At 50.6% G+C, this 23,905-nt stretch carries 23 protein-coding genes and 1 other RNA gene; 1 reads left to right on the plus strand and 23 read right to left on the minus strand.

The annotated features are described in order from the left end of the window. The 5 genes from GON22_RS05155 to GON22_RS05175 form a co-directional block, all read right to left on the minus strand. A complete protein-coding gene (locus GON22_RS05155) occupies positions 1-1,155 on the minus strand; it encodes a cysteine desulfurase family protein (RefSeq protein WP_160395041.1) in 1,155 nt (384 codons plus the stop codon). A 131-nt stretch (positions 1,156-1,286) separates the two neighbouring features. Beyond that, a complete protein-coding gene (locus GON22_RS05160; protein ID WP_237179026.1) occupies positions 1,287-1,982 on the minus strand; it encodes a lytic transglycosylase domain-containing protein in 696 nt (231 codons plus the stop codon). Between the two features lie 197 nt (positions 1,983-2,179). Next, positions 2,180-2,620, minus strand: a complete 441-nt coding sequence (locus GON22_RS05165; RefSeq protein ID WP_160395042.1) for a hypothetical protein — start codon at positions 2,618-2,620, stop codon at positions 2,180-2,182. A gap of 6 nt (positions 2,621-2,626) precedes the next feature. Then, positions 2,627-2,830 carry a DUF1540 domain-containing protein gene (locus GON22_RS05170; protein ID WP_160395043.1) on the minus strand — a complete coding sequence of 68 codons (204 nt, stop codon included), beginning with the start codon at positions 2,828-2,830 and terminating at the stop codon, positions 2,627-2,629. Positions 2,831-2,884: 54 nt separating this feature from the next. Then, a complete protein-coding gene (locus tag GON22_RS05175) occupies positions 2,885-3,385 on the minus strand; it encodes a DUF3907 family protein (protein WP_160395044.1) in 501 nt (166 codons plus the stop codon). A gap of 178 nt (positions 3,386-3,563) precedes the next feature. Here GON22_RS05175 and GON22_RS05180 point away from each other — a divergent pair, with 178 nt between their 5' ends. Next, positions 3,564-5,465, plus strand: coding sequence for a S8 family peptidase (locus GON22_RS05180; RefSeq protein WP_160395045.1), 1,902 nt, complete (start codon positions 3,564-3,566; stop codon positions 5,463-5,465). A gap of 103 nt (positions 5,466-5,568) precedes the next feature. Here GON22_RS05180 and rnpB read toward each other — a convergent pair. The 18 genes from rnpB to GON22_RS05270 all read right to left on the minus strand — a co-directional run bounded on the left by rnpB (position 5,569) and on the right by GON22_RS05270 (position 23,896). Beyond that, positions 5,569-5,971, minus strand: an RNA gene (rnpB, locus tag GON22_RS05185) — RNase P RNA component class A. 98 nt (positions 5,972-6,069) lie between these two features. Then, positions 6,070-7,191, minus strand: coding sequence for a Nif3-like dinuclear metal center hexameric protein (locus GON22_RS05190; protein ID WP_160395046.1), 1,122 nt, complete (start codon positions 7,189-7,191; stop codon positions 6,070-6,072). Then, the gene (locus tag GON22_RS05195) at positions 7,167-7,955 is read right to left on the minus strand and encodes a tRNA (adenine(22)-N(1))-methyltransferase (RefSeq protein ID WP_160395047.1); all 789 of its coding nucleotides are present in this window, start codon (positions 7,953-7,955) and stop codon (positions 7,167-7,169) included. The genes GON22_RS05190 and GON22_RS05195 overlap by 25 nt, the downstream gene beginning before the upstream one ends. Then, positions 7,955-8,785 (minus strand): hypothetical protein, encoded by an 831-nt coding sequence (locus GON22_RS05200; protein WP_160395048.1) that lies wholly within the window; start codon positions 8,783-8,785, stop codon positions 7,955-7,957. The genes GON22_RS05195 and GON22_RS05200 overlap by 1 nt, the downstream gene beginning before the upstream one ends. Positions 8,786-8,849: 64 nt before the next feature. Next, a complete protein-coding gene (gene rpoD, locus GON22_RS05205) occupies positions 8,850-9,983 on the minus strand; it encodes an RNA polymerase sigma factor RpoD (RefSeq protein ID WP_160395049.1) in 1,134 nt (377 codons plus the stop codon). Positions 9,984-10,001: 18 nt separating this feature from the next. Further along, the gene (gene dnaG / locus GON22_RS05210) at positions 10,002-11,852 is read right to left on the minus strand and encodes a DNA primase (protein ID WP_160395050.1); all 1,851 of its coding nucleotides are present in this window, start codon (positions 11,850-11,852) and stop codon (positions 10,002-10,004) included. A gap of 38 nt (positions 11,853-11,890) precedes the next feature. After that, positions 11,891-12,361 carry a YaiI/YqxD family protein gene (locus GON22_RS05215; RefSeq protein WP_160395136.1) on the minus strand — a complete coding sequence of 157 codons (471 nt, stop codon included), beginning with the start codon at positions 12,359-12,361 and terminating at the stop codon, positions 11,891-11,893. A gap of 112 nt (positions 12,362-12,473) precedes the next feature. Beyond that, the gene (locus GON22_RS05220; protein WP_160395051.1) at positions 12,474-13,292 is read right to left on the minus strand and encodes a pyruvate, water dikinase regulatory protein; all 819 of its coding nucleotides are present in this window, start codon (positions 13,290-13,292) and stop codon (positions 12,474-12,476) included. Between the two features lie 34 nt (positions 13,293-13,326). After that, complete coding sequence (gene glyS, locus GON22_RS05225; protein WP_160395052.1) at positions 13,327-15,408, minus strand: glycine--tRNA ligase subunit beta; 2,082 nt, start codon at positions 15,406-15,408, stop codon at positions 13,327-13,329. Further along, positions 15,408-16,289, minus strand: a complete 882-nt coding sequence (glyQ, locus tag GON22_RS05230; protein WP_160395137.1) for a glycine--tRNA ligase subunit alpha — start codon at positions 16,287-16,289, stop codon at positions 15,408-15,410. Before glyQ ends, glyS begins: the two co-directional genes overlap by 1 nt. A gap of 366 nt (positions 16,290-16,655) precedes the next feature. Further along, positions 16,656-18,053 (minus strand): MATE family efflux transporter, encoded by a 1,398-nt coding sequence (locus GON22_RS05235; protein ID WP_160395053.1) that lies wholly within the window; start codon positions 18,051-18,053, stop codon positions 16,656-16,658. A 161-nt stretch (positions 18,054-18,214) separates the two neighbouring features. Then, on the minus strand, positions 18,215-18,967 hold the full coding sequence (gene recO, locus GON22_RS05240; protein WP_160395054.1) for a DNA repair protein RecO: 753 nt from the start codon (positions 18,965-18,967) through the stop codon (positions 18,215-18,217). Positions 18,968-19,045: 78 nt separating this feature from the next. Beyond that, on the minus strand, positions 19,046-19,207 hold the full coding sequence (locus GON22_RS05245; RefSeq protein WP_006036300.1) for a YqzL family protein: 162 nt from the start codon (positions 19,205-19,207) through the stop codon (positions 19,046-19,048). A 119-nt stretch (positions 19,208-19,326) separates the two neighbouring features. After that, positions 19,327-20,268, minus strand: coding sequence for a GTPase Era (gene era / locus GON22_RS05250; protein ID WP_442954353.1), 942 nt, complete (start codon positions 20,266-20,268; stop codon positions 19,327-19,329). Positions 20,269-20,293: 25 nt separating this feature from the next. After that, positions 20,294-20,737, minus strand: coding sequence for a cytidine deaminase (locus GON22_RS05255; protein WP_237179027.1), 444 nt, complete (start codon positions 20,735-20,737; stop codon positions 20,294-20,296). 68 nt (positions 20,738-20,805) lie between these two features. After that, positions 20,806-21,162 carry a diacylglycerol kinase family protein gene (locus GON22_RS05260; protein WP_160395055.1) on the minus strand — a complete coding sequence of 119 codons (357 nt, stop codon included), beginning with the start codon at positions 21,160-21,162 and terminating at the stop codon, positions 20,806-20,808. Further along, complete coding sequence (ybeY, locus tag GON22_RS05265) at positions 21,162-21,659, minus strand: rRNA maturation RNase YbeY (RefSeq protein WP_160395056.1); 498 nt, start codon at positions 21,657-21,659, stop codon at positions 21,162-21,164. Before ybeY ends, GON22_RS05260 begins: the two co-directional genes overlap by 1 nt. Continuing rightward, positions 21,656-23,896, minus strand: a complete 2,241-nt coding sequence (locus GON22_RS05270; RefSeq protein WP_160395057.1) for an HD family phosphohydrolase — start codon at positions 23,894-23,896, stop codon at positions 21,656-21,658. Before GON22_RS05270 ends, ybeY begins: the two co-directional genes overlap by 4 nt. Between the last annotated feature and the right edge of the window lie 9 nt (positions 23,897-23,905).

Raw genomic sequence — 23,905 nt, forward strand, 5'->3', positions numbered from 1 at the left:
TTAAATTCTCCTCTCCAGCGGTTTAAGCCCACTGATCGTCTTGCGGATCGCATCAGCCAATGCGTCTATATCCGAAATCGCATGCTCATGCCCAAAGCTTACGCGTATGCCGCTTGCTGCACGCCGATGGTCATTCGACATCGCCATCAACACCCGGCTTGGCTTCTCATCCTTAGATGAGCATGCCGACTTCGTCGAAACGATAAAGCCTTCCTGCTCCAGCGAATGCACGATAACTTCCGGCTTCATGCCTGGATAGCTAAAATGGACGATGTGTGGCGCACCGTGCGCACGCTCTGTGGCGCTATTGAGAACCAACTCTGGCATCTGGGCGATATGATCCGTTAAACGTTCCCGCAGCGCCATATATTGTTCATGCATCATGCCCGATTCCTCCATTGCGATTCGGAACGCTTTAGCAGAGGCGATAATTGCAGGCGTATTGGACGTTCCTGCACGCCAGCCATGCTCTTGCTCTCCGCCCGTAAGGAGCGGTTCAAGGCTCACGCCGGCTCTTACATACAGAATGCCGACTCCTTTGGGACCGCGCACTTTATGTGCAGAGCCTGACAGCAAATCGATTCCCCAGCCCTTTATATCGATTGGCAGCTTGCCAATGCTCTGGACAGCATCGACATGAAACAGCGTCTTCGGACGGCTGGCAAGCAGTGCTCCAATCGCAGCAATCGGTTGAACCGTTCCCACCTCATTATTCACGTGCATCACGCTAACGAGTATCGTCTCATCCGTCAGTGCTGCTGCAACTTCCTGAACAGAGACAGCCCCCTGCTCGTCCACTGGAACATAAGTAACACGGAAGCCTTCCTTCTCCAATTGCTGAAACGTCTCGTAGACCGAAGCATGCTCGACAGCACTGGTAATGAGATGTTTGCCGCGATTTGCATATTTGCGTGCTGCTCCTTTGATCGCCAAGTTATTGCTCTCCGTCCCTCCGGACGTGAACAGCCACTCTTCCGGCTTCGTGCCAAACTGTTTGGCGATTAAAGCACGCGCCCGTTCAATAAGCTGCCCCGCATCCGCCCCCGCTTGATGAATGGATGACGGGTTCGCATAATGCATTCGCATCACTTCTGCGAGCGTAACGATGACATCTTCATGAGGAGGAGTCGAGGCACAATGATCAAAATAACGCATCAAGCTGCGCCCCCTTCTTATTCATATCGTTTACCATTTTTTCCATTACAAACAAGAAAAGCCCCTTACGGAGCCTTCTCGACAACGAATGGAACAGGGCACTAGGCCGTGCCATGCTAGTTGCTTACATCTTAACGTGCTGCAAGCACTTTGGAAACGTAACGCTGCGTCTCGGCAGGCAGCTTCGACAAGTTCGCCATAAGTTCTTCGTCTGTCGAAATCCCCAGCCGATCAATGCGGCCAGGCCCTGCGTTATAGGCAGCCAATGCAACTTTTTCATTGCCGTTGTATTTGTTCACCAGATAAGACAGGTAACGCGTACCGCCGTCGATATTTTGAATCGGGTCAAACGGATTCGTAACCCCCATGCTCTTAGCTGTACTATCCATCAGTTGCATCAGCCCTTTGGCGCCAGCGCCGGACACAGCATCCGTATGGAAGGACGACTCCGTACCAATAACCGCCCGTACCAAATTAGGATCTACGCCATATTTGGCAGCCGCGGCTTGAATAATGCTGTTCAATTCCGCTGGCGCTGTGCTGCTGTATGGCGTATTGGCGGCATCGTAGCCAACCCCGCTTAGCGGAGGGGCAATCGTATCGCCAAATTGCGACAATGAGGTTAATGAAGTTAATGATTCATTCAAGCCGCTCAGGTCGCCCACTTGGCCGCCTGTCGCCATGTATTGCGATAAAATGGAGTCAAACAGAGAGGTGCTGCCTGTCGAATCAGCCGAACTGAGCGGCGACGAGGAAGCGTTATTGTCCAAACTATTCATCCATTGCAATTGCAGCATCGTTTTGAGTAAACGCGGATCTATGCTCATATTCACACTCCCGACAATCGGTATGATAGCTTTAACTACTATGTATAACGGCATGTAATCGGCTATATATAATACAGGATTCGATTTTATTTTACATCGTTTTCGCCCCGTCCGCCAGTCCCAACCGCATCCTCCATGAATAACCTAAAAACCGCCAGCCCACAGGTGGCTAGCGGTTTTCTCCATAGAAGACGGATTCACCTTACTGCGTAATACAACGGGATGAGCACTAAGTAAGCGGCTGCAGCGATCAAGCCTAATGCCATCGCCCAAGCCCCTAGCGCCCGGCTCCCGGAATAATAAGCATATACACCAAGCGCCGCTGCAGTCGGTCCCAAAAAGACAGGCCACAGAAACCATGACGCGATCGCAAATACAAGCCCGATCCAACCCACCGTTGACGAGAACGATAACGAGTTTCGATCAGAATCACGGTATTGATACGACTCATGCCGCTTCACGCTTGGCACATAACCTGTATTTGTCGGGAATGTGCCCGCTTCTGCAGACATTTCAGCGTCTTCACGGCGTTTGCGGCGCCATGCGGTTCTTCTTGGCACTGGATCTATACGGTGCTGCCCATCATCGTGCGAAGATTCATCAGGCTGAGACGACCAGTTTTCCCAATCGTTTCCCATGTCTGATCACCCCTTACGGAACGTTTGGCAGCATGTGACGGACGATTGGCTCGCCTCATCTTGATGTTCATCAAAAGATTCATTAGCGAATTCGGCATAAAAAGATGAGGCATGTTTGTCTAGATCAATCGAGATACTGTCTGCATTACAATTGTTTCCTTTGGCCCAGAAGGCACAGTTAGCAACGCTGCATTTTACGCCATTTGGCATAAACAATCACCTCCGCCATTAGGTTGCCCATGACGGAGGTGAGTGCATTCGAGGTTATTTTTGCCCTTGCATACGGCGCTGGGTCATGTAGTCATTCTCATAGTAAGACAGGTCATCACGCAATTCCTCGTATACTTTGGATACGGATAATACGATCTCGCGCGCTGGGCGAATTGGCTTGAAACGGAAGCGAATCGCATCTTGGCCGGTGTATGCGTAACGGCCATCTTCCGAGTAGCACTCATTTTTCGGATAGAAGAATGCTGCAACTGCTTGATGGTAAGCATCATACAGGCTGCGTTCTGCTGCTTCCGTATCAAAGTTTGGACGGCGAAGCACGATGCCGATTTTCTCATATACCGTCTCCGAGAATACAAGCAAATGGCGAAGGTCCGCGAGCAGGCCTCTATAGAAGAGTGCCGCTTCTTCATTCTGTTCTCCGTTCAGCAATTGCGGCACTGCATGTTCATTCAGGAACGATTCCAATTGTACGATAGCTTCTTTAAGTTTGGTGTGAGTGGACTCGCTTAACGATTTAATGTTAGTTGATGGCATAGTAAGTTGATCCCCTTTCTAGATACAAACAGAAAAATCTTAATCCTTCTTATCGTACCATAAACCAACCTGTTGTGGTACTGCCCTGCCTTCATTTCATCCCGTATAATTTATGGCTCTATGCCTTAATCTAACCGTATGCAGGCGTGTACCGCCCATTAGGGATGGAGGACTTTGAATGCGAGGAAAACAATGGATCGGCTGGCTGGCAATCGCAGTAGCCGCAATACTGGTTATTCCGTTTACCCCTTGGTTTGCCCCAAATAAAACCGGGCACACCGACACGCCGTCCAAACAACGGGCGGCAGCCGTCAAAAACGAAACGACGCTCAAGCTGCATACGCTGCAACGCGATATGGATGCCACGGCCATGTTATGTACGACCGAATGTACCAAAGATTTTACGAAGCTTGCTTCCGGCCAATCCGAAGGGGCAACAAAAAGCGAGAAGATCAACCATATGATGGGCATGCATCCCCATATGCTCTATGTCAGTTGGTTTAATGCGAAGCGCTCCGTCGTTCGGGGAAGCGTTCCGCCCGATCTGCATGAGAAAGCAGACAAGCTGCTTAAGCAAGCCCGTGAAACCGCTGCTAAAGGCGAACGTTTTATTTCCAAGCCTTTCTTGTACGGAGGGCATCGTTATTTTATTATTGGCGTTCCTGAGCCTCGCCATGTGAATAGCGGCGTGCTCGGGCTTGTGAAGCAAGATGTCGTCGGGCAAGTCGAGCGCCACCAGCGGCGCAACTTGCGCCTCGTCCCTTATCCCGCTGAAGGCCATTACAAAATCGAGTCTGTCAAAGCTAATTCGACCAAAGAAACGACAGTACGCACGGGCGAAGATAATGGCGGCGCAAGCCATTATCACGTAAATGATGTCGTTGTCCGATTCCGGAAGGACCCGACGCCACAGCAATTGGCTGCCATTAAGCGGGACGTTCAAGCAGATACGATTCAGAAGCTCGGTTACACGTATGTATTCCGTTCAAGCAAGCTGGAAGCGAAAGCGATGATGGCTTACTTCCGCGAACGTTGGAATCCAATTTACGTTGAACCTCATTATTTGTACATGACCAACGATTTGAAAAATAGTTCCCCTCATCACAGCCATTCATCTATGGCGAAGCCAACTGCCATGTCTGAAGGCCATCAGGCAGTCATACCGAACGATGCATTATATGAAGAATACCAATGGAACTTGCCTTCCATTGATGCAGAGCAAGGCTGGAGTGTCGGCAAAGGCAGCAACGCCGTCATCGTCGCGGTACTGGATACTGGCGTACAGGCGAATCACCCTGACCTCAAAGGGCGTTTGGTAAAAGGGACAAACATCGTAAACGACGGCAACGCACCTGATGATGACGTCGGCCACGGCACACATGTCTCTGGCATTATTGCCGCATCGGTCAACAATGGCGAAGGGGTCGCTGGATTAACTTGGTACAACAAAATCATGCCGGTCAAGGTGCTCGACTCTAGCGGCGCAGGTTCGACTTACTCCGTAGCCCAAGGCGTAATCTGGGCAACGGACCATGGCGCCAAAGTCATTAATATGAGTTTGGGCAACTATGCCCAAGCCGATTTCTTGCATGATGCAGTCAAATATGCCTTCGATCACGATGTCGTCATCGTTGCTGCGAGCGGCAATGACAATTCCGAACGCCCTGGCTATCCTGCTGCTTACCCAGAAGTGCTTGCCGTAGGCGCAACGGATCAAAAAGGCGCCCGTGCATCGTTCTCTAACTACGGCGAATATATCGATGTTGCGGCTCCAGGCGATGGCATAGCCAGCACCTACCCAGGCAACCAGTATGCAGCACTGTCAGGCACCTCGATGGCTAGTCCGCATGTCGCGGCGCTCGCGGCGTTAATTTGTTCCGTCAATCCGGAATTAAAGAACACCGAAGTCATGGACATTATGCGGCAGACTGCCAAGGACCTTGGCACGAAAGGCAAAGATAAGTACTTTGGCTACGGCCAGATCGATATTGTAAAAGCGCTCGATGCTGCCAAGCAGTCGTCGGTGTCGCTGCAGCGTTATCCACAAAATGCAGCGAGGCGTTTAGCGAAGCTAAACTAAGCTAAGCCTCTGCAATTAAACGCCTCACAACAAAAAAGAGCTGGTTCTAACTGTCAGAATACTGACGTTAGACCAGCTCTTATTGTTTGTTCATTAAGGCCGTGCGGAAAGTTTGCCATAAGCCGGGTTCTGTGCTGTCGGTGGTGCGAACGGGAACGACCCTCCCACCTACAAAGCGACAATCATCTATCTAGGCCGTCCATTGCTGTACGGCTCAAGCAACCAACCCGAATGCGCCCCAGGCAAGGGCTGCGCACAAGGCGCTGCATTCTCTCGGTCTTGCTCCAGATGGGGTTTACCAGGAACATAGTCACCTATGCTCCTCGTGGTCTCTTACACCACGGTTCCACCCTTACCTGATCCGGCTCGAAAGCCGGCCATCGGCGGTCCATTTCTGTGGCACTATCCTTCAGCTCGCGCTGACTGGACGTTATCCAGCATCCTGCCTTGCGGAGCCCGGACTTTCCTCTCGCGGCATAGCCGCCAGCGATTGTCTGTCAAACTTTCCGGTGCTTAGTAAGTATACTCGGATTTGTACGAAAGCTCAACTACTTATGTTCTGGCATTGCGATCAATATCAGCATCGCCTACCATATAGCTGAAGCTATACGAGCCGGAAGGGCTCGGTGGACAACGCCGAATGAATAACAATTGTCGTCGATTTGCGTTCTGCCAGCTTCTCTGACAGCCATTGTGCAACGCGCTGCTTCATTATTTTCTCCACATTGTGGCCAGGATCAATAATCATCATGCCCGCTGCGAGCGCATCATGCGCGGTATGGTAATCAATATCGCCTGTTACCAGCACGTCTGCACCAGCGAACGTCGCATGGCGCACATATTTTGCACCAGAACCGCCTAGTACAGCAAGCTTGCGCACCGTTGCGTCGAGATCGCCAACAACCCGAACAAAGGGCACTTCGAACGCAGCCTTCACGCGTTCCGCCAATTCGCCTAACGTTGCCGGATCCTCCAGCTTGCCTACACGGCCAAGCCCGACCGAACGGCCTTTAAGATCGATCGGATACAGATCATACGCAACCTCTTCATAAGGATGTGCCTTCAACATTGCCTGAATCGCTCCACGATGTACGCTATGGGGAACGATCATTTCAATCCTGACTTCCTTCACATGTTCCAGCTTGCCTTGCTCACCGATGAACGGATTTGTGCCTGCACCTGGCCGGAACGTGCCTGTTCCTTCAATTAAAAAGCTGCAACGGTCATATTGTCCAATTGTACCCGCACCAGCATTCCATAGCGCTTGCTGAACTAGCTCACTATGCGTTGCCGGCACGAACACAACCAGCTTGAATAGCTTGTCCATATGGACATCCTCTAAGCTCGCGCGGCCATCCTGTGCAATGCCAAGCAGATCCGCCATCCAATCATTAATGCCACCATCCGTAACATCCAGATTCGTATGCGCAATGTACACTGCAATATCATGCTTAATTAGCTTCTCGTACAAACGTCCCGCTGGCGTTGAAGTATCGATCTTCGCAAGCGGCCGAAAAATAATGGCATGATGCGCAACAATTAGATTCGCGCCTTCGCGAATGGCTTCTTCAACAACCTCATCCGTAACATCCAATGCGACCAACACTTTAGGTATTGGTTTATTCAATGTTCCAAGCTGAAGCCCGATACGGTCGCCCTCTACCGCATAATGCTTAGGGGCAAGCTGCTCCATAAGCTGGGCTATCGTTTGTCCTTTCGCAAACACGCGAGCACCTCTTCCATCCGTTTCATATCATTGCGGAACTCAACCGCTTTTGCCACTGCATCTGCATTGCCGGATTGCTCCATTTGGACACAGATGCGCTCAAGCTTCCGCCATTCGCTCTCCCACTTGCACACCAGCACATCAGAAGGCTGTTGGATCAGCCATGGCCCAAAGCGGTATAACAGCCCTACGGCTTCATCCGCCCCAATCGCAAGAGGCAGCAATGCGGGGTTATATATCTGCGCAAGCTGCTCTGCAGCACGGGTCCCATCTGCCCGAACCGCACGAAGAATCTCGTATATCTTGCCATCCTCTTCCAATATCCGCTCTTCAACCAACAACCAATGGTGTTCCGAAAGCCAATACCGGACCGTATCTTCACCAACATTCGGCTGAAGCACTAGCTCTTTTACCCCTTCCAGATTCCCTTGCACGCGCCCTTCTTCCAAAATCGTAGCAATGAGCTGACCGCCCATCCCTGCAATCGTTACGGTATCAGCTTCTCCCGGAGTGAGCACGGCCATGCCATTTCCTCTGCGGACGTTGATGAGTTGAGCTAACTTTGCTTCCCTCACCTGTTTCGATGCAGCTTCGAATGGTCCTAGGTTCAGCTCTCCTGCAATAGCAGAAGGGCATTTTCCTGTGGATACCAAATAAACAGGCAGCAGAGCATGGTCTGATCCAATGTCTGCTACTCTTGCACCAGCCGTCACGAGCGATGCAATCGTCTCAAGACGTTCCGATAATTTAACATTCACACTCATTATGCTACCCACGCAATCCATTGTTTTCTTAATGCGAACAGCAAACTCCCTCCGATCGCGATTTTGGCGAATAGAAGCAGCTGCGACCATGACAGATCAATATCAACAAATAAAGTCCCATATAATTCAGGCATGAACCAAATCAAACAGCCGACTACAAATAACACCATCGCGACAGGCCTTGACCATCGCTGCACAAACCAGCTAAACCAAGCAAACACGAATGTTATCGGCACCCAATACAATTGTACTTCATACCAAGCTGGCTCCATATCCCGGCGGGAAAGCGCCCAAGCATATAATAATACAATCGCTGCCCAGCCTGCCAAATGAAGCAATGACATACGTGACCAAATCCCGTATACAATCCAAAGAAGGGAGCATCCAATTAGCAAACCAGCTTTTGCTCCCCAATTATCCCACTCATTTTGCTTCAGCAAATAGGTGCCTATCCCGAGCAAACCAAGCATGTCAAACCCGATAATAGCAAGCCCCGCAGCCTCGTTACGCTTGCGAATTCGCTGCCCATATATGAGCAATAATGCGAAAGAAACGACGCTTACCCCTATTTGCAATAGCGGATGAAAAGCGTTAAAATGAAGTACAACGAAGCAAATCAAGGAAAAAAAGGCAATTGTAAACAGCCACTGTTTGCCAGAGGCACGCATTGCAGCAGTCGCCGCCCTGCCGGATAATCGATCCGGCTGCTTCTGTTCAGGCTCTTCTAAGTATAAATTAAGCAGAAAATCACAATAACGATCTGGAAGAAGTTTACTCTTCTGCCACTGCTCAATTTCTTGTACGATGATTTTCCTTCGTTGCTGGTCCATAATCCGCTCCCCTTCAGATTTGGAAAAAAAGACCTTGCTGCTTCAAGCAGAAGGTCCTTTATATCTATTCTAAAAAGTCTTTCAATCGCTTGCTGCGGCTAGGATGTCTCAGCTTGCGCAACGCTTTTGCCTCGATCTGGCGAATCCGTTCGCGTGTTACGCCGAACACTTTGCCGACCTCCTCAAGCGTGCGAGTCCGTCCATCATCAAGCCCAAACCGGAGACGAAGCACGTTTTCTTCCCGTTCCGTGAGCGTGTCCAGCACATCCTCAAGCTGTTCCTTCAGCAACTCGTATGCAGCAGCATCTGCTGGTGCAAGCGCCTCTTGATCTTCGATGAAATCTCCCAAATGCGAATCATCCTCTTCACCAATAGGTGTTTCAAGGGATACCGGCTCTTGAGCGATTTTCATAATTTCGCGTACTTTCTCAGTGCTAAGCTCCATCTCTGCTGCAATTTCCTCTGGCGCAGGTTCACGCCCAAGTTCTTGCAACAATTGGCGCGATACGCGAATCAGCTTGTTAATCGTTTCAACCATGTGTACCGGAATCCGAATCGTACGTGCTTGGTCTGCAATCGCCCGCGTAATCGCTTGGCGAATCCACCACGTTGCATACGTACTGAATTTGTATCCTTTCGTATGGTCGAACTTCTCAACTGCTTTGATTAGGCCCATGTTGCCTTCTTGGATAAGATCCAAGAACAACATGCCGCGTCCGACATAACGCTTCGCGATACTAACGACGAGACGCAAGTTTGCTTCCGCTAGCCTACGCTTCGCTTCCTCATCGCCCTTCTCAATCCGCTTAGCAAGTTCCACCTCATCATCAGCCGATAATAGGGGTACCCGTCCGATTTCTTTCAAGTACATGCGAACCGGATCATTAATTTTAATGCCCGGCGGCAATGCCAAGTCGTCATCGAAGTTAAATTCGTCGTTTTCCTGATCCCGCTCACGGTCATGATCATCACGGCTTATTGGTGACTCGTCATTCTCATTGACCACTTCAATTCCAAGATCATCGAGCTGTTCGAAAAATTCATCAATCTGTTCCGGATCTTGATCGAACGGAGACAATTTCTCCATTATCTCTTTGTAGGTTAAGGAGGATCTTTTCTTGCCATGTTCGATCAATTGGTCTTTTATGAGCTCAAGCTTTTGCTCCGTATCTAGTTCAGTATGTTGATCATTCGCCATATTCCGACTCCCTCCTCCCTAGAAACGATCGTCCTGCCGTCCTTTCAGCTGTCTCTCTAGGGCTATAATCTCACTTGCAATTTGCACAGCTTGCGCAATGTCTCCGGATCGCTCCGCTCGCACCAACTGCTCCTTCTTCTGTTCAAGCTCACGCATGCGCGGCAGCTTACGTATCTCCCGAATAAAATCATCCAGCAATTGTTCATTAAATGGGAAATCGCCGTCCATTAACAGAATAGAGGCGGCCGTACTTTCCAACCGATCGTCTTGGAGCGTGGAGATGAACCGTTGGACATCAGGATCATGACCCTGCGCATAAAATGCATATAAATAAGCAGCAAGCGCTGCGTGATCCTCCACATTAAAAGCATCACCCAATCGTTCATGAACAACTCGGGCAGTATCCATATCCCGCATCATGACGGAGAGCAACTTTCGCTCTGCCTGCTGATACGCAGGAAGCAGCGTAGGAGGCCCTGAGGACGAGGGACGCTTTTCATTCCTACCATTATTCCACGAAAACCCGTTATTATCCCTTGGAGGTTGCAAATTTTGCATGGTTTCGCGAACGGCATGCACGTCCTGCTTCAACGATTCGAGCGAAACCTCGAATTCGCGATGAAGCTCTTTCATGTATACTTCACGTTCCATAGCAGAAGGAACTTCCGCTATGATTCGCGCCGCTTCCAGCAAATATTTGCGAAGCCCATCATCTTCTTCTAGCATATGGTTTTTTCGCGAATATATAAGCTTAAATTTCACGGCGGACACAGGGTGATCCATGACGTCACGCAAAAAGGCATCTGGCCCGTATGCGTCGATCGTCTCATCCGGATCCATCCCGCCTGGCAGCATAGCGACGCGTACTGTCATCCCCGCTTTCTCAAACATTGGAATGGACTTCATCGCGGCTGCTCTGCCGGCATTGTCACCGTCATAACAAATGATGACTTCCTCTGCCGAACGGCTAAGAATGGCAGCATGGTCATCGGTTAATGCCGTTCCCATTGTCGCTACCCCGTTATGGACACCAGCACTCCAACTCTTGATAACGTCCATATACCCTTCAAATAACACAACTTTACGCCGTTTTCGGATGTCCGGGCGTGCATTATTGAAGTTATATAAGGTTCGGCTTTTCGTAAACAACGGAGATTCCGGCGAGTTCAAATATTTAGGTTGCACATCACCTAGAGCACGTCCAGCAAACGCAATAACTTTGCCTTCACGGTTCCATATCGGAAACATGACCCTTCCCCTGAACCTGTCGACATATCCGCTTCCGTCCTGTTTGGCAGACAGCAATCCGCCCTTCTCCATCAATGGCAACGCAAATTGCCGTGATTCGAGAAATCGGGCTAACGTATCCCAAGATTCTGGCGCGTATCCGATTGAAAACTGGTCGATCAACCGATCCGACATGCCGCGGTCACGCAAATAACTTAAAGCAGACCTTCCCTGCTCTGTATTCATTAACAAGTAATGATACAGTTTAGCAGCGAGCTCATGTGCTTCAATCTGCTTATCGCGATTCGGGTCGGCAGGCGGACCTGCATCTGCAGGATCTGACCAAGTAACCGGAATGTTCGCTTCTTCTGCCAGCATACGTACCGCTTCTGGGAAGGAATACCCTTCGATTTCTGCGATAAACCGGATAACGTTCCCGCTCTTGCCGCAGCCATAACAATGAAAAATCTGCAATTCTGGCGTTACGGTAAAGGAAGGCGTTCGTTCGGAATGAAAAGGGCATAGCCCTTTCATGTATTTGCCGTTTTTGGTGAGATGAACGTATTTGCCTACCGTTTCCACGATGTCATGCGCGTTGCGTACCGCATCGATGGCGGACTCCGGAATTCTTCCGTATGCCACATTACTCACCCTTATCTTATGCACCTAATAACTATTCGCTAAGGTTGGCTAAACTCCTGCCGTTCAATTAAAACTTTTGTCAGTTTTTGCTGAAATCGACGACGATCGTCTTCCGTAAGCGCTCTTGGGCCTTTCGTTTTCCCGCCAGCCCTGCGCCTTCGGGCCGATTCATGGCGCCGTTCCAACAAATGGCCAATCTCATCCTCTACGATCTGTTCGCCTCGGGGAGACAATACGATCGCGCCTCTGGCTAACGCAAGCGACCCGAGTCCCAAATCCTGTGTAACGACAATATCGCCAGATTTGGCCCGATTAACGATATGCAGGTCTACAGAATCGGCACCTCGGTCAACTTGCAGGACTTGTACACCTTCTGCCGCCTCAAGCCGGTGGTCATAGGATGACACCATTAATACAGGCACATGGAACTGTGCGGCTGTCACTGTAATTTCCCGTTTGACGGGACAGGCATCGCCATCGACTAATATCGTAAATCCCGGAACCGCCATATTCAAAATCGAGCCTCCATCGTAGCATCAGCATTTTCCCATTGCCATAAATTGATATCCACTGCCGTACTAAAAAGTATATACGGCAAGCCATGGCAAATTCCTGCTTTTGCTAAGATTGCAACCGAATTTGCTCCATGATGAGGCTTGCCGTTTCCTCAACTGCACGAAATGAAACATCAATAACTGCACAGCCAAGCTGTTTCATAATTTGTTCAGCATAGGCTAGCTCTTGTTCTATACGCAGTGTCGTTGCATAGGCCGCACTATCCGGCAGGCCTAGTGCCTTTAGCCTTTCCTTCCGAATGATATTCAAGTAGGGAACGCCAATCGTCAGGCCGACTATTTTTTCTTTCCTCACATGGAACAACTCGGATGGCGGCTTGATCTCAGGGACCAATGGCACATTTGCTACTTTGTACTTCTTATGCGCAAGATACATCGATAGAGGGGTTTTCGATGTGCGGGATACCCCGACGAGCACGATATCAGCCTTTAGGACGCCTGTCGTATCACGGGCATCGTCGTATTTGACAGCAAATTCAACTGCATCTACCTTACGGAAATAATCGGCATCCAGCACATGATTAAGCCCTGGCTCTTGGCGGGAGGACTTGCCTGTCTGGCGTTCGAAGCTAGATACTAATGAGCCGAGCAGGTCAATGCACTCCACTTCATAAGCCTGGCTTAACTTCTTCAACTCATCTCGCAGCGCTGGAATAACCAATGTAAATAAAATAATGCCGCCTGTTTGCTTAGCGCGGAGAACTACCCGTTCCAAAGCAGAAACGTCTTGAATAAATGGCGCTCTCCGAATGTCGGCATGGATCGGATGGAACTGGGCGGCTGCCGCCCGGACGACAAATTCACCAGTTTCACCTGCCGAGTCAGACACGACATATACGACTAAACTGCGCTCGTCACTTGTCATGTTCCATCCCCTCCTGCACTATGATTGGGCCGTATTACCAGACCAGCTTAGCAAAATCCGCAAGCTTCACAATGTCGCTTGAAATGACCGCTAACGTCGCCAAACGATTGCGGCGTACATCATCTTGCTGTGCCATAACCATTACCGAATCAAAGTAAGCGGTAATAGGCTCTCTCAAACCAGCCAGCAGCTCCAGCGCACCTGCGATATCCCCATTGCGGAAACGTTCCGCATATACAGGGTGGGCAGCTTTATACGCATCGTACAGCGCTTGCTCCGCTGGTTCAGCGAACAATGACGCGTCAACCACTTCGGATTCAGCTTTGGCAGCAAGATTATTGACACGGTTAAAGGCGTCAACAACAGTCTTGAACTCGTTCTTCTCTTCGCTTGCAGCGCGTCCAATTAAGACGGAAGCCCGCTCAACTGTCAGCTTGAGGTCATCAAACCCCGCAGCCATTACTGCGTCCACGACGTCATAACGAACGCCCTGCTCCGTTAATACATTCTTGACGCGGAGGCCGAAGAAATCATACAGCTCCTTACGCACTTCAGTTGCTGAACGTTTCAAGCCACGTTGCCCATGCACTGCCAGTGCGATATCGAATAGATCGCCAAGCGCAAGCGGAAGCCCTTGTGCGAGCACCGTTTGAACGATGCCTGCCGCCTGGCGGCGGAGCGCATAAGGATCCTGCGAGCCGGTTGGAATAATGCCGATCGAGAAGCAGCCTACAATCGTGTCGATTTTGTCAGATAGGCTAATGACAGCTCCAGCTAAGGATGCCGGTGCACGGTCTCCAGCGAATCGAGGCTGGTAATGCTCATTGATTGCCACAGCTACCGCTTCGCGTTCGCCAGCTTTTCTCGCATAGTCTTCCCCCATAATGCCTTGAAGCTCAGGGAATTCATAGACCATTTGGGTAACCAGGTCAAACTTGCTAATATCCGCTGCACGGCTAATATCGGCTGCGGCCGAAGCATCCGCTTGCACGTGAGTTGCCAATTGGTCCGCAATTGCACGAATCCGGCGCACTTTATCTGCAACTGTGCCGAGTTCTTCGTGGTATACGATCGTTTCCAGTTTTTGCAATGCGTCCGAAATCGCAAGCTTCTGGTCTTCGGCGTAGAAGAACTTGGCGTCGGACAAGCGTGCACGAAGCACCTTCTCGTTTCCTTTTGCCACAACTTCCAGCGAAGTACGGTCGCCATTGCGTACCGTAACGAAGAATGGAAGCAGCTTGCCTGCTTTATCCAGCACAGGGAAGTACCGCTGATGCTCGCGCATCGACGTTATGAGCACTTCCTGAGGAATTTGAAGGAACGAAGGATCAAAAGTGCCGAACAGAACGCTAGGCGTCTCAACGAGGAACAAGACCTCTTCGAGCAGATCCTCTTTGATTGCGATCTCCCAGCCCTTCTCTTGCGCCAATGCTTCGATCTGGCGAACAATCTCTGCTTCACGCTCTGCAATATCAGCAATAACATGCTGTGCACGGAGCGTTTCCACATAATCGCTTGGCGTTTCTATCGCTGTCTCTGCACCTAAGAAACGGTGGCCACGCGTTACATTGCCGCTTTGTACGCCTGTAATCTCAAGTGGCACGATTGCGGAGCCAAACAGGGCAACGAGCCATTTGATTGGACGTACGAACTTCAGGTCGTAGCTGCCCCAACGCATGTTTTTCGGGAAAGTCATCGACGTAATGATGCCCGTCAGCCCGTCAGCCAGTACGGATGCCGTCTCAACGCCTACGCTGCTCTTGTTGCCGTATACGTACTCAACGCCAGCAAGCTCTTTGAAGAAGAGTTGCTCAGGCTCAACGCCTTGGCTTTTGGCAAAACCTAATGCTGCCTTGCTCCACTGGCCTTCAGCATCTAGTGCAATCTTGCGTGATGGGCCTTTTACTTCCTCGTTCACATCGGATTGCTTCTCCGCAACCTCACGGACGAGGACAGCTAAGCGGCGAGGCGTCGCATATGCTTCTACTGCGCCGTGTGAAATGCGGGAATCATCCAGCCATTTGGCCAGCTTGTCGCTCAATTGATTTACTGCACCGCGCACGAAACGCGCTGGCACTTCTTCTAGCCCAATTTCGAACAGCAGATCCTTAGCCATTAGCGCTCATCCCCTTTCTTCAATAGCGGGAATCCAAGACGTTCGCGTTCTTCCAAGTACGTTGCCGCACAAGCGCGAGCCAAATTCCGTACACGAATAATGTAGCCTGTACGCTCCGTTACGCTAATTGCTCCGCGTGCATCCAGCAAGTTGAAAGCATGCGAGCATTTGAGCGCGTAGTCGTAAGCCGGGAACACAAGGTTGCTTTCAAGCGCTCGCTTCGACTCTTCCTCGTACATGCCGAACAGCTTGAACAACATCGCGCTGTCCGATGTTTCAAACGTATATTTGGAATGTTCATATTCCGGCTGCAGGAATACATCGCCATATTTGACGTCGCCAACCCACTCCAGATCGAACACATTTTCTTTATCTTGAATATAGGACGCAAGGCGCTCCATGCCATACGTAATTTCAACTGCGACTGGGTTCATATCGATGCCGCCGACTTGTTGGAAGTACGTAAATTGCGTGACTTCCATGCCGTCTAGCCATACTTCCCAGCCAAGGCCCCATGCGCCAAGTCCTGGATGCTCCCAGTTATCCTCGACGAAACGAATATCATGATGCGCAGGGTCAATGCCCAGGCGTTTCAAGCTTTCCAAATATAGCTCCTGGATATTGTCTGGCGAAGGCTTCATAATAACTTGGAACTGGTGATGCTGATACAACCGGTTTGGATTTTCGCCATAACGGCCATCCGCCGGACGGCGGGACGGTTCCACATAAGCAACATTCCACGGTTCTGGACCGATAACGCGAAGGAATGTCATTGGATTTAGCGTTCCCGCGCCTTTTTCAACATCATAAGGCTGTACGAGAATGCAGTTTTGCTCTGCCCAAAATTGCTGCAGCGTCAAGATCATGTTTTGAAAGTTCATTTTCATGAAATTCTCTCCTTCTTCCGTATTTGCAAGCAAGAGGTGCCGGTATGTAAAGATCACAAAAAGCTCCCGCCCCCACGCCTGATAAATCAGACGTAGGGACGAGAGCATGCTCCCGCGGTTCCACCCTACTTGGCTGTCCGCCATCGCCAGCCTATCGGCTGCCGTGCGTTCACGCCCTCTTTTGTTCAAATCTTCGTATGCACTCCAGAGTGCCTTTCATCGAATGATCCGCTCGGGCTCGCACTGTCCCCGAATCGCTTGACGGCCGATCAAGATCGATTACTTTCTCTTTCAACGCGCATAGGAAACGCCCTTATTTCACATTGCCTTGAAATATAGTATTCGTTTTTGGCTGCATTGTCAAATCGATGCGGTATTGGGCGCATTCGTGTTATGAAGTTCCGGAAACTCGCTTGCGAACGCTTTTTTGCGATGGTATCGCCAGCGCAGAAGGCTTGCCGTGCCGCGAATATACTCGTCAGCGATCATCCCTGCGTAAATGCCGAGAAGGCCCAGCCCTGCGGGTACAGCAAGCAAGTAGGACAACCCAACTGACAGCACCCACATGATCGGCAGCGAGTATAGCATAATGACCCGGCTGTCGCCGATCGCGCTTAACGATTGGCCAAGCGCCATATTTAACATTTTGCCCGGCTGCAGCACTAGGTTAAGCCACAGCAGCGTCATCGCTGTGTCGATAATCCATTGGTCCCCTGTAAACAATCCTAACAACTGGCTCCGGAACAAGAGCATGAGCACCGTATTGGCGAGCACGATGATAACGCCCCAGCCAAGCACCTTGTAGGCATCATAATAAACTTCACGATAGCGTCCAGCCCCGAACAAGTAACTAATTCGTATCTGAACGCCCATCGCAAGCGACCAACCGAATAAAAAGGCGAACGATTCAATCGTATTCATATACGTTCTTGTAGCAAGCTCTTCTGCGCCCATTGAGGCAATAATCGAATAAATAACTAGCTGTGAAAGAGTCCAAGAGCCGCCATTCATGCTCAGGGGCCACCCCAGTTTCAGCACTTCTTTCAGCAGCTTGCCGTTGAATCGTGTAAACTCGCGCATTTGAATGCGTTCACCGAAGGCATGCCTAAACAACCGGAATTGAAACAGCATCGCTGTGCTACGCGCAATAATCATCGAGATCGCAACACCGAACAGCCCCCACTTCGGAAAGCCGAACGCTCCAAAAATAAAGGCATAGTTAAGCGCGATATGCAGCACGTTCATGCCGACTGCAATCACCATTGGCGAGCGTGTATCGCCTGTATTGCGCACTGCCGTACTAAGGGACAAGTTAAGCGCCGTGACGATCATGCCGCCGCCGACAATCGACATGTAGGTATGCGCGAGCGGCCGAATCGCTTCTGGCACTTGCAGCATAGCGATGATTGGATTCGTCGCAAAAATCAAAACCAGCGAGATAACAACACCTAGCATCGCCGTTATGGACACCGACATCATGCCGATTTGGCGTGCCTCATAATGTTTGTTTGCCCCGAGCTTCTGGGCGATTAAAATGCCTGCGCCGCTGCATACGAGCGAGAACATCATAATGACGGCGTTAAAAAATTGATTCGATATCCCCACCACAGCGACTGCGTCGTCGGAAATCCGGCTCACCATAACAGTATCCGCTGTGCCTAACATAAATTGCAGCATCATCTCGATCATGATTGGCCAAGTTAACGCCCATATGGATATGGAGGGCGCCGCTGTAGACATTTTCTTTTTATTAAACATGCTGTCAATGCCCCCTGTCTCCGAATCATTGTAAGCGCATAAACAACGTTGGTCAAACCGCATTTATGGGCATATTTCGTGTCTAGAGACGATAATCGCTGAATAAACAAAAAGACGCCCGCATTATGCGGGCATCCCTTCCATTTATCCAACTATGCCAGTTAGAGCTCGTATTTATCCATTTGGTCCAAAAAACTGCGCGATTTCAGTTGGAGCCCAATATGTGTATCCAACAACCGCCGCATCGCTTTTTTTACTTCATTCTTCGTTTCCTGCTTTAGCGTCACATTGCCTAGCCGCCGCAAATCAAGCGAGCGAAATAGCCGAAGCACCTTCAAAGCACCTTCTGACAGCCGAATCGCATAGGGGTCACGGTGCATGCATCTCCTGCATAGCACGCCTCCGCCGCCTGCACTAAGCGCAAAGGGCCCTTCCTCTGACTCACAGGATACACAAGCATTGAGCTGTGGATCGTATCCAGCACGCTGTAAAACTTTCATCTCGAATAAATGGCTGACGATCTGCGGATCCTTGTCTTCTTGCATCGCTTCAAAGCAAGCCTTGAGCTGCGAATACATAAATGGATCCGCTTCGTCATCTTGAAGCGTCCGGTCAGCAAGTTCCGCCGCATATGACGCATAGGCTGCTAATTCAAGCCGTTCCCGAAGCAAATGATTCGACGCCATAATTTCCCCATGATTCAACGTGCCCAAACCGCCGCTTCCACCGCGAAAAAAAATAAACTCACCGTATGTAAACGGCTGGGCGAGCGAGCCATGCCGGCTTCGGGCTTTTTTAGCGCCTCGAATAATGACGCCGGCTTTGCTCCCACCCTCGGTCAGCAGGGTCACGATTTTATTGCCTTCCCCATAATCCATGCTCCGAATAATTATGGCGTTGGTCCGGTAAAGCATCCCCATTTCCCCCATCGCAGGCAATCGCTGCTATCGCCTCTCCAGCCGTAAGCAGCAGATGCCCGTTGCCGCACGTCACTACACCAGGGACGGCGCCCCTTCCTCGCCCTGTTCCTGCAACTCGTCTGGAATGCCGTCACTAGCTAGCTCATCTTGACTGAATTGGTGCATTTCCTTGTAGAGCAAAAACGCGTCAACATTGCCGGTTAACGCAAAATACTTCCACGAAAAATCTCGCATTCCGTATTCACCCTTTCCGCCCTGTCAGAAATCGCAAACATATTGCCCTGACATTCGTAGGATGCGATAAAGGGTGACACGGTATCCGTGACAAAATTCGTTAATCGATCGATCGGCGCTTAATCGTGGCGGAAACCGAGATCTTTCAGCGTCCGGTCCGAATTGCGCCAGTCTTTCTTCACCTTAACCCACAGTTCAAGGAATGTGCGCGATCCGAGCAGCGTCTCAATATCACGGCGGGCTTGCTTGCCCACTTCCTTGAGCAGCGCACCTTGCTTGCCGATAATGATTCCCTTCTGCGAATCACGTTCAACGAAGATAACAGCACCGATGTAGACGACGCCATTCTCTTGCACACGCATATCCTCGATCGTAACTGCGATGGAATGCGGAATTTCCTCGCGCGTTTGGTGCAAAATCTTCTCCCGAATCAGCTCCGCGCATACGAATTGCTCCGGGTGGTCCGTAATTTGGTCAGCAGGGTAATACTGCGGCCCTTCCGGCAAATAACGGCCAAGCTGTTCCAGCAGCGTCTCCACATTGTTGCCTTGAAGCGCACTGATCGGAATAATTTCGGCAAAATCATACAAATCTTTGTATTGCGTAATAATTTTAAGCAGCTCTTCCGGCTTTACTTTGTCGATTTTGTTCATGACGAGGAAAACCGGCGTGTTTTTAACATTTTTCAACTGCTCGATAATAAACCGGTCTCCGCCCCCGATGCCCTCTGACACGTCGATGAGGAACAGCGCTGCTTCAACCTCATCAAGCGCATTGACCGCCGACTTGACCATGAAATTGCCTAACTTCGATTGCGGCTTATGGATGCCCGGTGTATCAAGGAATACAATCTGCTTGTCATCCTTCGTGTAAACGCCATGAATCTTGTTTCGGGTCGTCTGCGGTTTGTCCGACATGATCGCAATCTTCTGCCCAATAATATGGTTCATGAGCGTCGATTTGCCTACATTCGGGCGGCCTACAATTGCTACAAAGCCGGAGTGGAACTTCCGTTTGCCGTTCTGATTGTCCTTGTTGTATTCCTGTTTCATTGCGTTCATTAATTCCTTCCTGTCCGGATCTCAATTAGATCGTTTTATCATGTAAATCTGCTGATGTAAATGCGCCAGGCAGCAGCTCGCCTACGGTCTTAACGATAATGTCGCCGTTCAAGTTGCCCATGATGACAGGTAACGCAGGCCCGCCAAGCTCAATAAGCACCTGCCGGCAAACGCCACATGGCGTGATCGGTTCTGCTGTATCGCCAATCACCGCAATCGCGCGAAACGATTGTGGCGCACATCCGTCTGCAATTGCGCGAAACAATGCCGTTCTTTCCGCGCAGTTCGTTGGGCCGTAAGCCGCATTTTCCACATTGCAGCCATAATGAATATGGCCATTCGCATCTAGCAGTGCAGCCCCCACTTGAAAATGGGAATACGGCACGTACGCCCGCTCGCGAGCCTCCCGTGCCGCATTCATCAGTTGCTGCCACTCAGGCTGCATAGGCTGTTCGCCCTTGCCGATCATGCCGTCTCCCCCTCTTCTTCAAGCTATTGCTTGCTTCCGCATTTACTATTGGGCCACATGCAGTTCAGCTAGAAGCGCTGCCAGATTGGCGGGCCGAGCAGAAGGATGCCGACCACAATCGCAAATAATACAGCAAGCAGCACGGCGCCTGCTGCCACATCCTTCGCCGCCTTCGCAAGAGGGTGGCGTTCTAGCCCTATTCGGTCTATTGCCAGCTCGATCGCAGTATTGATCATTTCAAGCGAAATGACAACAGCACACATCATCAGCAATACCGCCCATTCCAGTGGCGATAATCCAACCCATGCTGCTGCCATACATACGAGTACAGTAGCAGAAAGATGAAATCGGATATGCCGCTGGGTTCGAATCGCATGAGCAATCCCTTCTGCCGCATAACGCGCACTCTGCAGGAACGTCCGCATTAACGCGGCAGGCCTGCTTTCTGGAGCACGGCTTCCTGCTTCGCAGTCATTTCCGCTTCACCTTCCTCATCCTGATGGTCATAGCCGATCAAATGCAAAAAACCATGGACGAACAAGAAACCAATTTCACGTTCTAAGGAATGGCCGTACTCCTCGCTTTGCGCAAGCGCCCGCTCCGTCGAAATAATAATATCGCCGAACATGCCCGAGAATGGGTCCTGCTCATCCTCTGACTCCACCTCAAATACGATCTCAGGTTCATCTTCGCCATCTTCTTGCATAGCGAATGACAAGACATCTGTAGGGCGGTCAACATGCCGGAAGTCGCGGTTCAACCGGTGAATTTCCTCATCATCAACGAAAGTGAGCGATACATCACCCTCCGTCAGCCCTTCTTGCTCTCCAGCGATCTGCAGCAGCTGCTCGATCCGGGTGATCCATGCTTCGGGAATTTCGATTTTGTCCTGTTCATTGCTCCAATCCAATTGCAAGCTCATGCTAGCCGCTCCTTCGGTTTGACATCTTCTGGATACTCAATTCGCGAATGGAAAATGCCGATGACCGCTTCCTTCAGCGTCTGCGCGATTTTATCGAGCTCTTTCATCGTCAAGTCACACTCATTAAATTGATGGTCATCCAAACGGTCTTTTATAATTTTGTGGATCATCGTTTCGATCTGTTCGACCGTTGGCTGCCGCAAGCTTCGCACCGCTGCCTCTACGCAATCAGCGATGCCGACAATTGCTGCTTCCTTCGATTGCGCTTTTGGCCCTGGATAACGGAAATCATCTGCTGTAAAGTCCGCCTCTACGCCGTGCTCTTCTGCTTGCTTCAGCGCTTTGTGATAAAAATACTTCAAGAACGTCGTGCCATGATGCTGCTCCGCAATGTCCCGAATCGGCTTCGGAATATTGTAGCCTCTTAACATCTCCACCCCGTCGCGCGCATGCGCAACGATAATGGATTTGCTCAGCTTCGGCTCGATTGAATCATGCGGATTCTCGATATTGGTCTGGTTCTCGATAAAATAGTTCGGCCGTTTCGTCTTGCCGATATCATGATAGAACGAACCGACCCGGCAGAGCAGCCCGTCCGCTCCGATCGACTCTGCTGCCGCTTCGGATAGATTGCCTACCATCACACTGTGATGGTAAGTGCCAGGCGTCTCTGTCAGCAGCTTCCGCAGCAGCGGATGATTCGGGCTGGAAAGCTCAATAAGCTTGAGCGCTGACAATATTCCGAATGTAACCTCGAAGAAGGGCACAATGCCTATAACCAATACTGCAGTGATCAAGCCGCTAGCGAAGGCGAATCCCGCCGCATAGATAAGCTCAGTTTGGTCGATCTTCTCTCCCAGCAATTGAATCGCTAATACCGACACTGCACCGAATAGGCTTGCCATGATGCCTGCTTTGAGTATCGTCGAACGCTGGCTTGCACGATGCACGGCAAAAATAGCGGAGAACGAGACGACAGCAATGACGAATCCAAAATTAAAATCAAATATCTGTGCCCGATTAACATTAAATATGATGCTGCCTGCAATTGCGAACAAGAACGAGCCCACAATGGCTACATTCATGTCTAGCAAGAGCGCGATCAGCATCGTGCCCGTCGCAACAGGCGCCACATAACCCACATAAGAGGTCGCCGATGTCTGCGCCAAACTTACGATTTGCATAATGGTCAAATTAATAAAAAAGATGAGCAGCAGCATGAGCAACTGCGGATTGCCGAATTTAGGCTTGCTCCCGCTTATTCCGCCAGATTGCGCCATATAGCTAAACAATACGACGACGAATAACAACGCCAGCAAAAACGCGCCCAACTGAGGCCAGTAGGAACGTTTATCCTGAAGCAGCCCCGCATTCTCTAACAGCTCGTACTTCTCAGCCGTTATCAATTCGCCTTTCGCGACGATGACATCGCCCTCTGCGATTTCAACCCGTTGAGCCTGCTCTCGCGCCGCAGCTTTAGCGTTGTTGGTCTCTTCTTTATCGTAAAATTTATTCGGCATAATCGCATAACGGGCGAGCTCCTGCACGACTTCCCGTGCAGAACGGTTAGAGAGCGAGCTCGCATTGATCAGCTCCGCCACTCTTGTGCGGGCGGTCTCCGCATCCCGAAGCTGTTCCGACATCAGCTTGCGAACGACTTCCATCGCAATGCTGCGCATATCGGCAAGCTGCTCTTGCGACAGCTTCGGCAGCTTATAGAACGTCTCCTCCGGCACCGTGTACCGCTGCTCCTTCGCTGTACGGAGCATTTCTTCGAGCAACGAGTCGTTATAAGTGCCGAGCCCATGATTCGACTTCGCGAACCGGTCGAGATACTCATCATATTTGCCTGGTATCTCATTGCGGTAAATTTCGATCTTATCTGCTGTGCTAACGCCGTCGTCAAGATTCAACTGGTCCATGCGAGCGAATATTTGATCCATCAACTGGTCGCCACGAAGCGCAACGTAGGTGTAGCTCGGCTCGACAGCCTCGGCTGCCTTCTCTTGCGCTTGCAGCGTCGCTTTCTCATCAAAAATCGGCTTAGGCGCCTCAATCGTTTTCTCGCTAACGGCCCCCTTCTTCACATCGTACGTTTGGGGCACGAGATAAGGGGACAAGTTAAAATAAAATAGCAGCATGAACAGAAAAAGCAGCGCGTAGCGTACGCCCGCGCTCTGCTTCCATCCTGTCGTCCTTGAAGAATATCCTGGTCGGTTGTCCTTATTCCGGTTCATGCAGCGTAC

The organism is Paenibacillus sp. MMS18-CY102 (genome assembly GCF_009789195.1).
In the GTDB taxonomy this organism is placed as follows: domain Bacteria; phylum Bacillota; class Bacilli; order Paenibacillales; family Paenibacillaceae; genus Paenibacillus_T.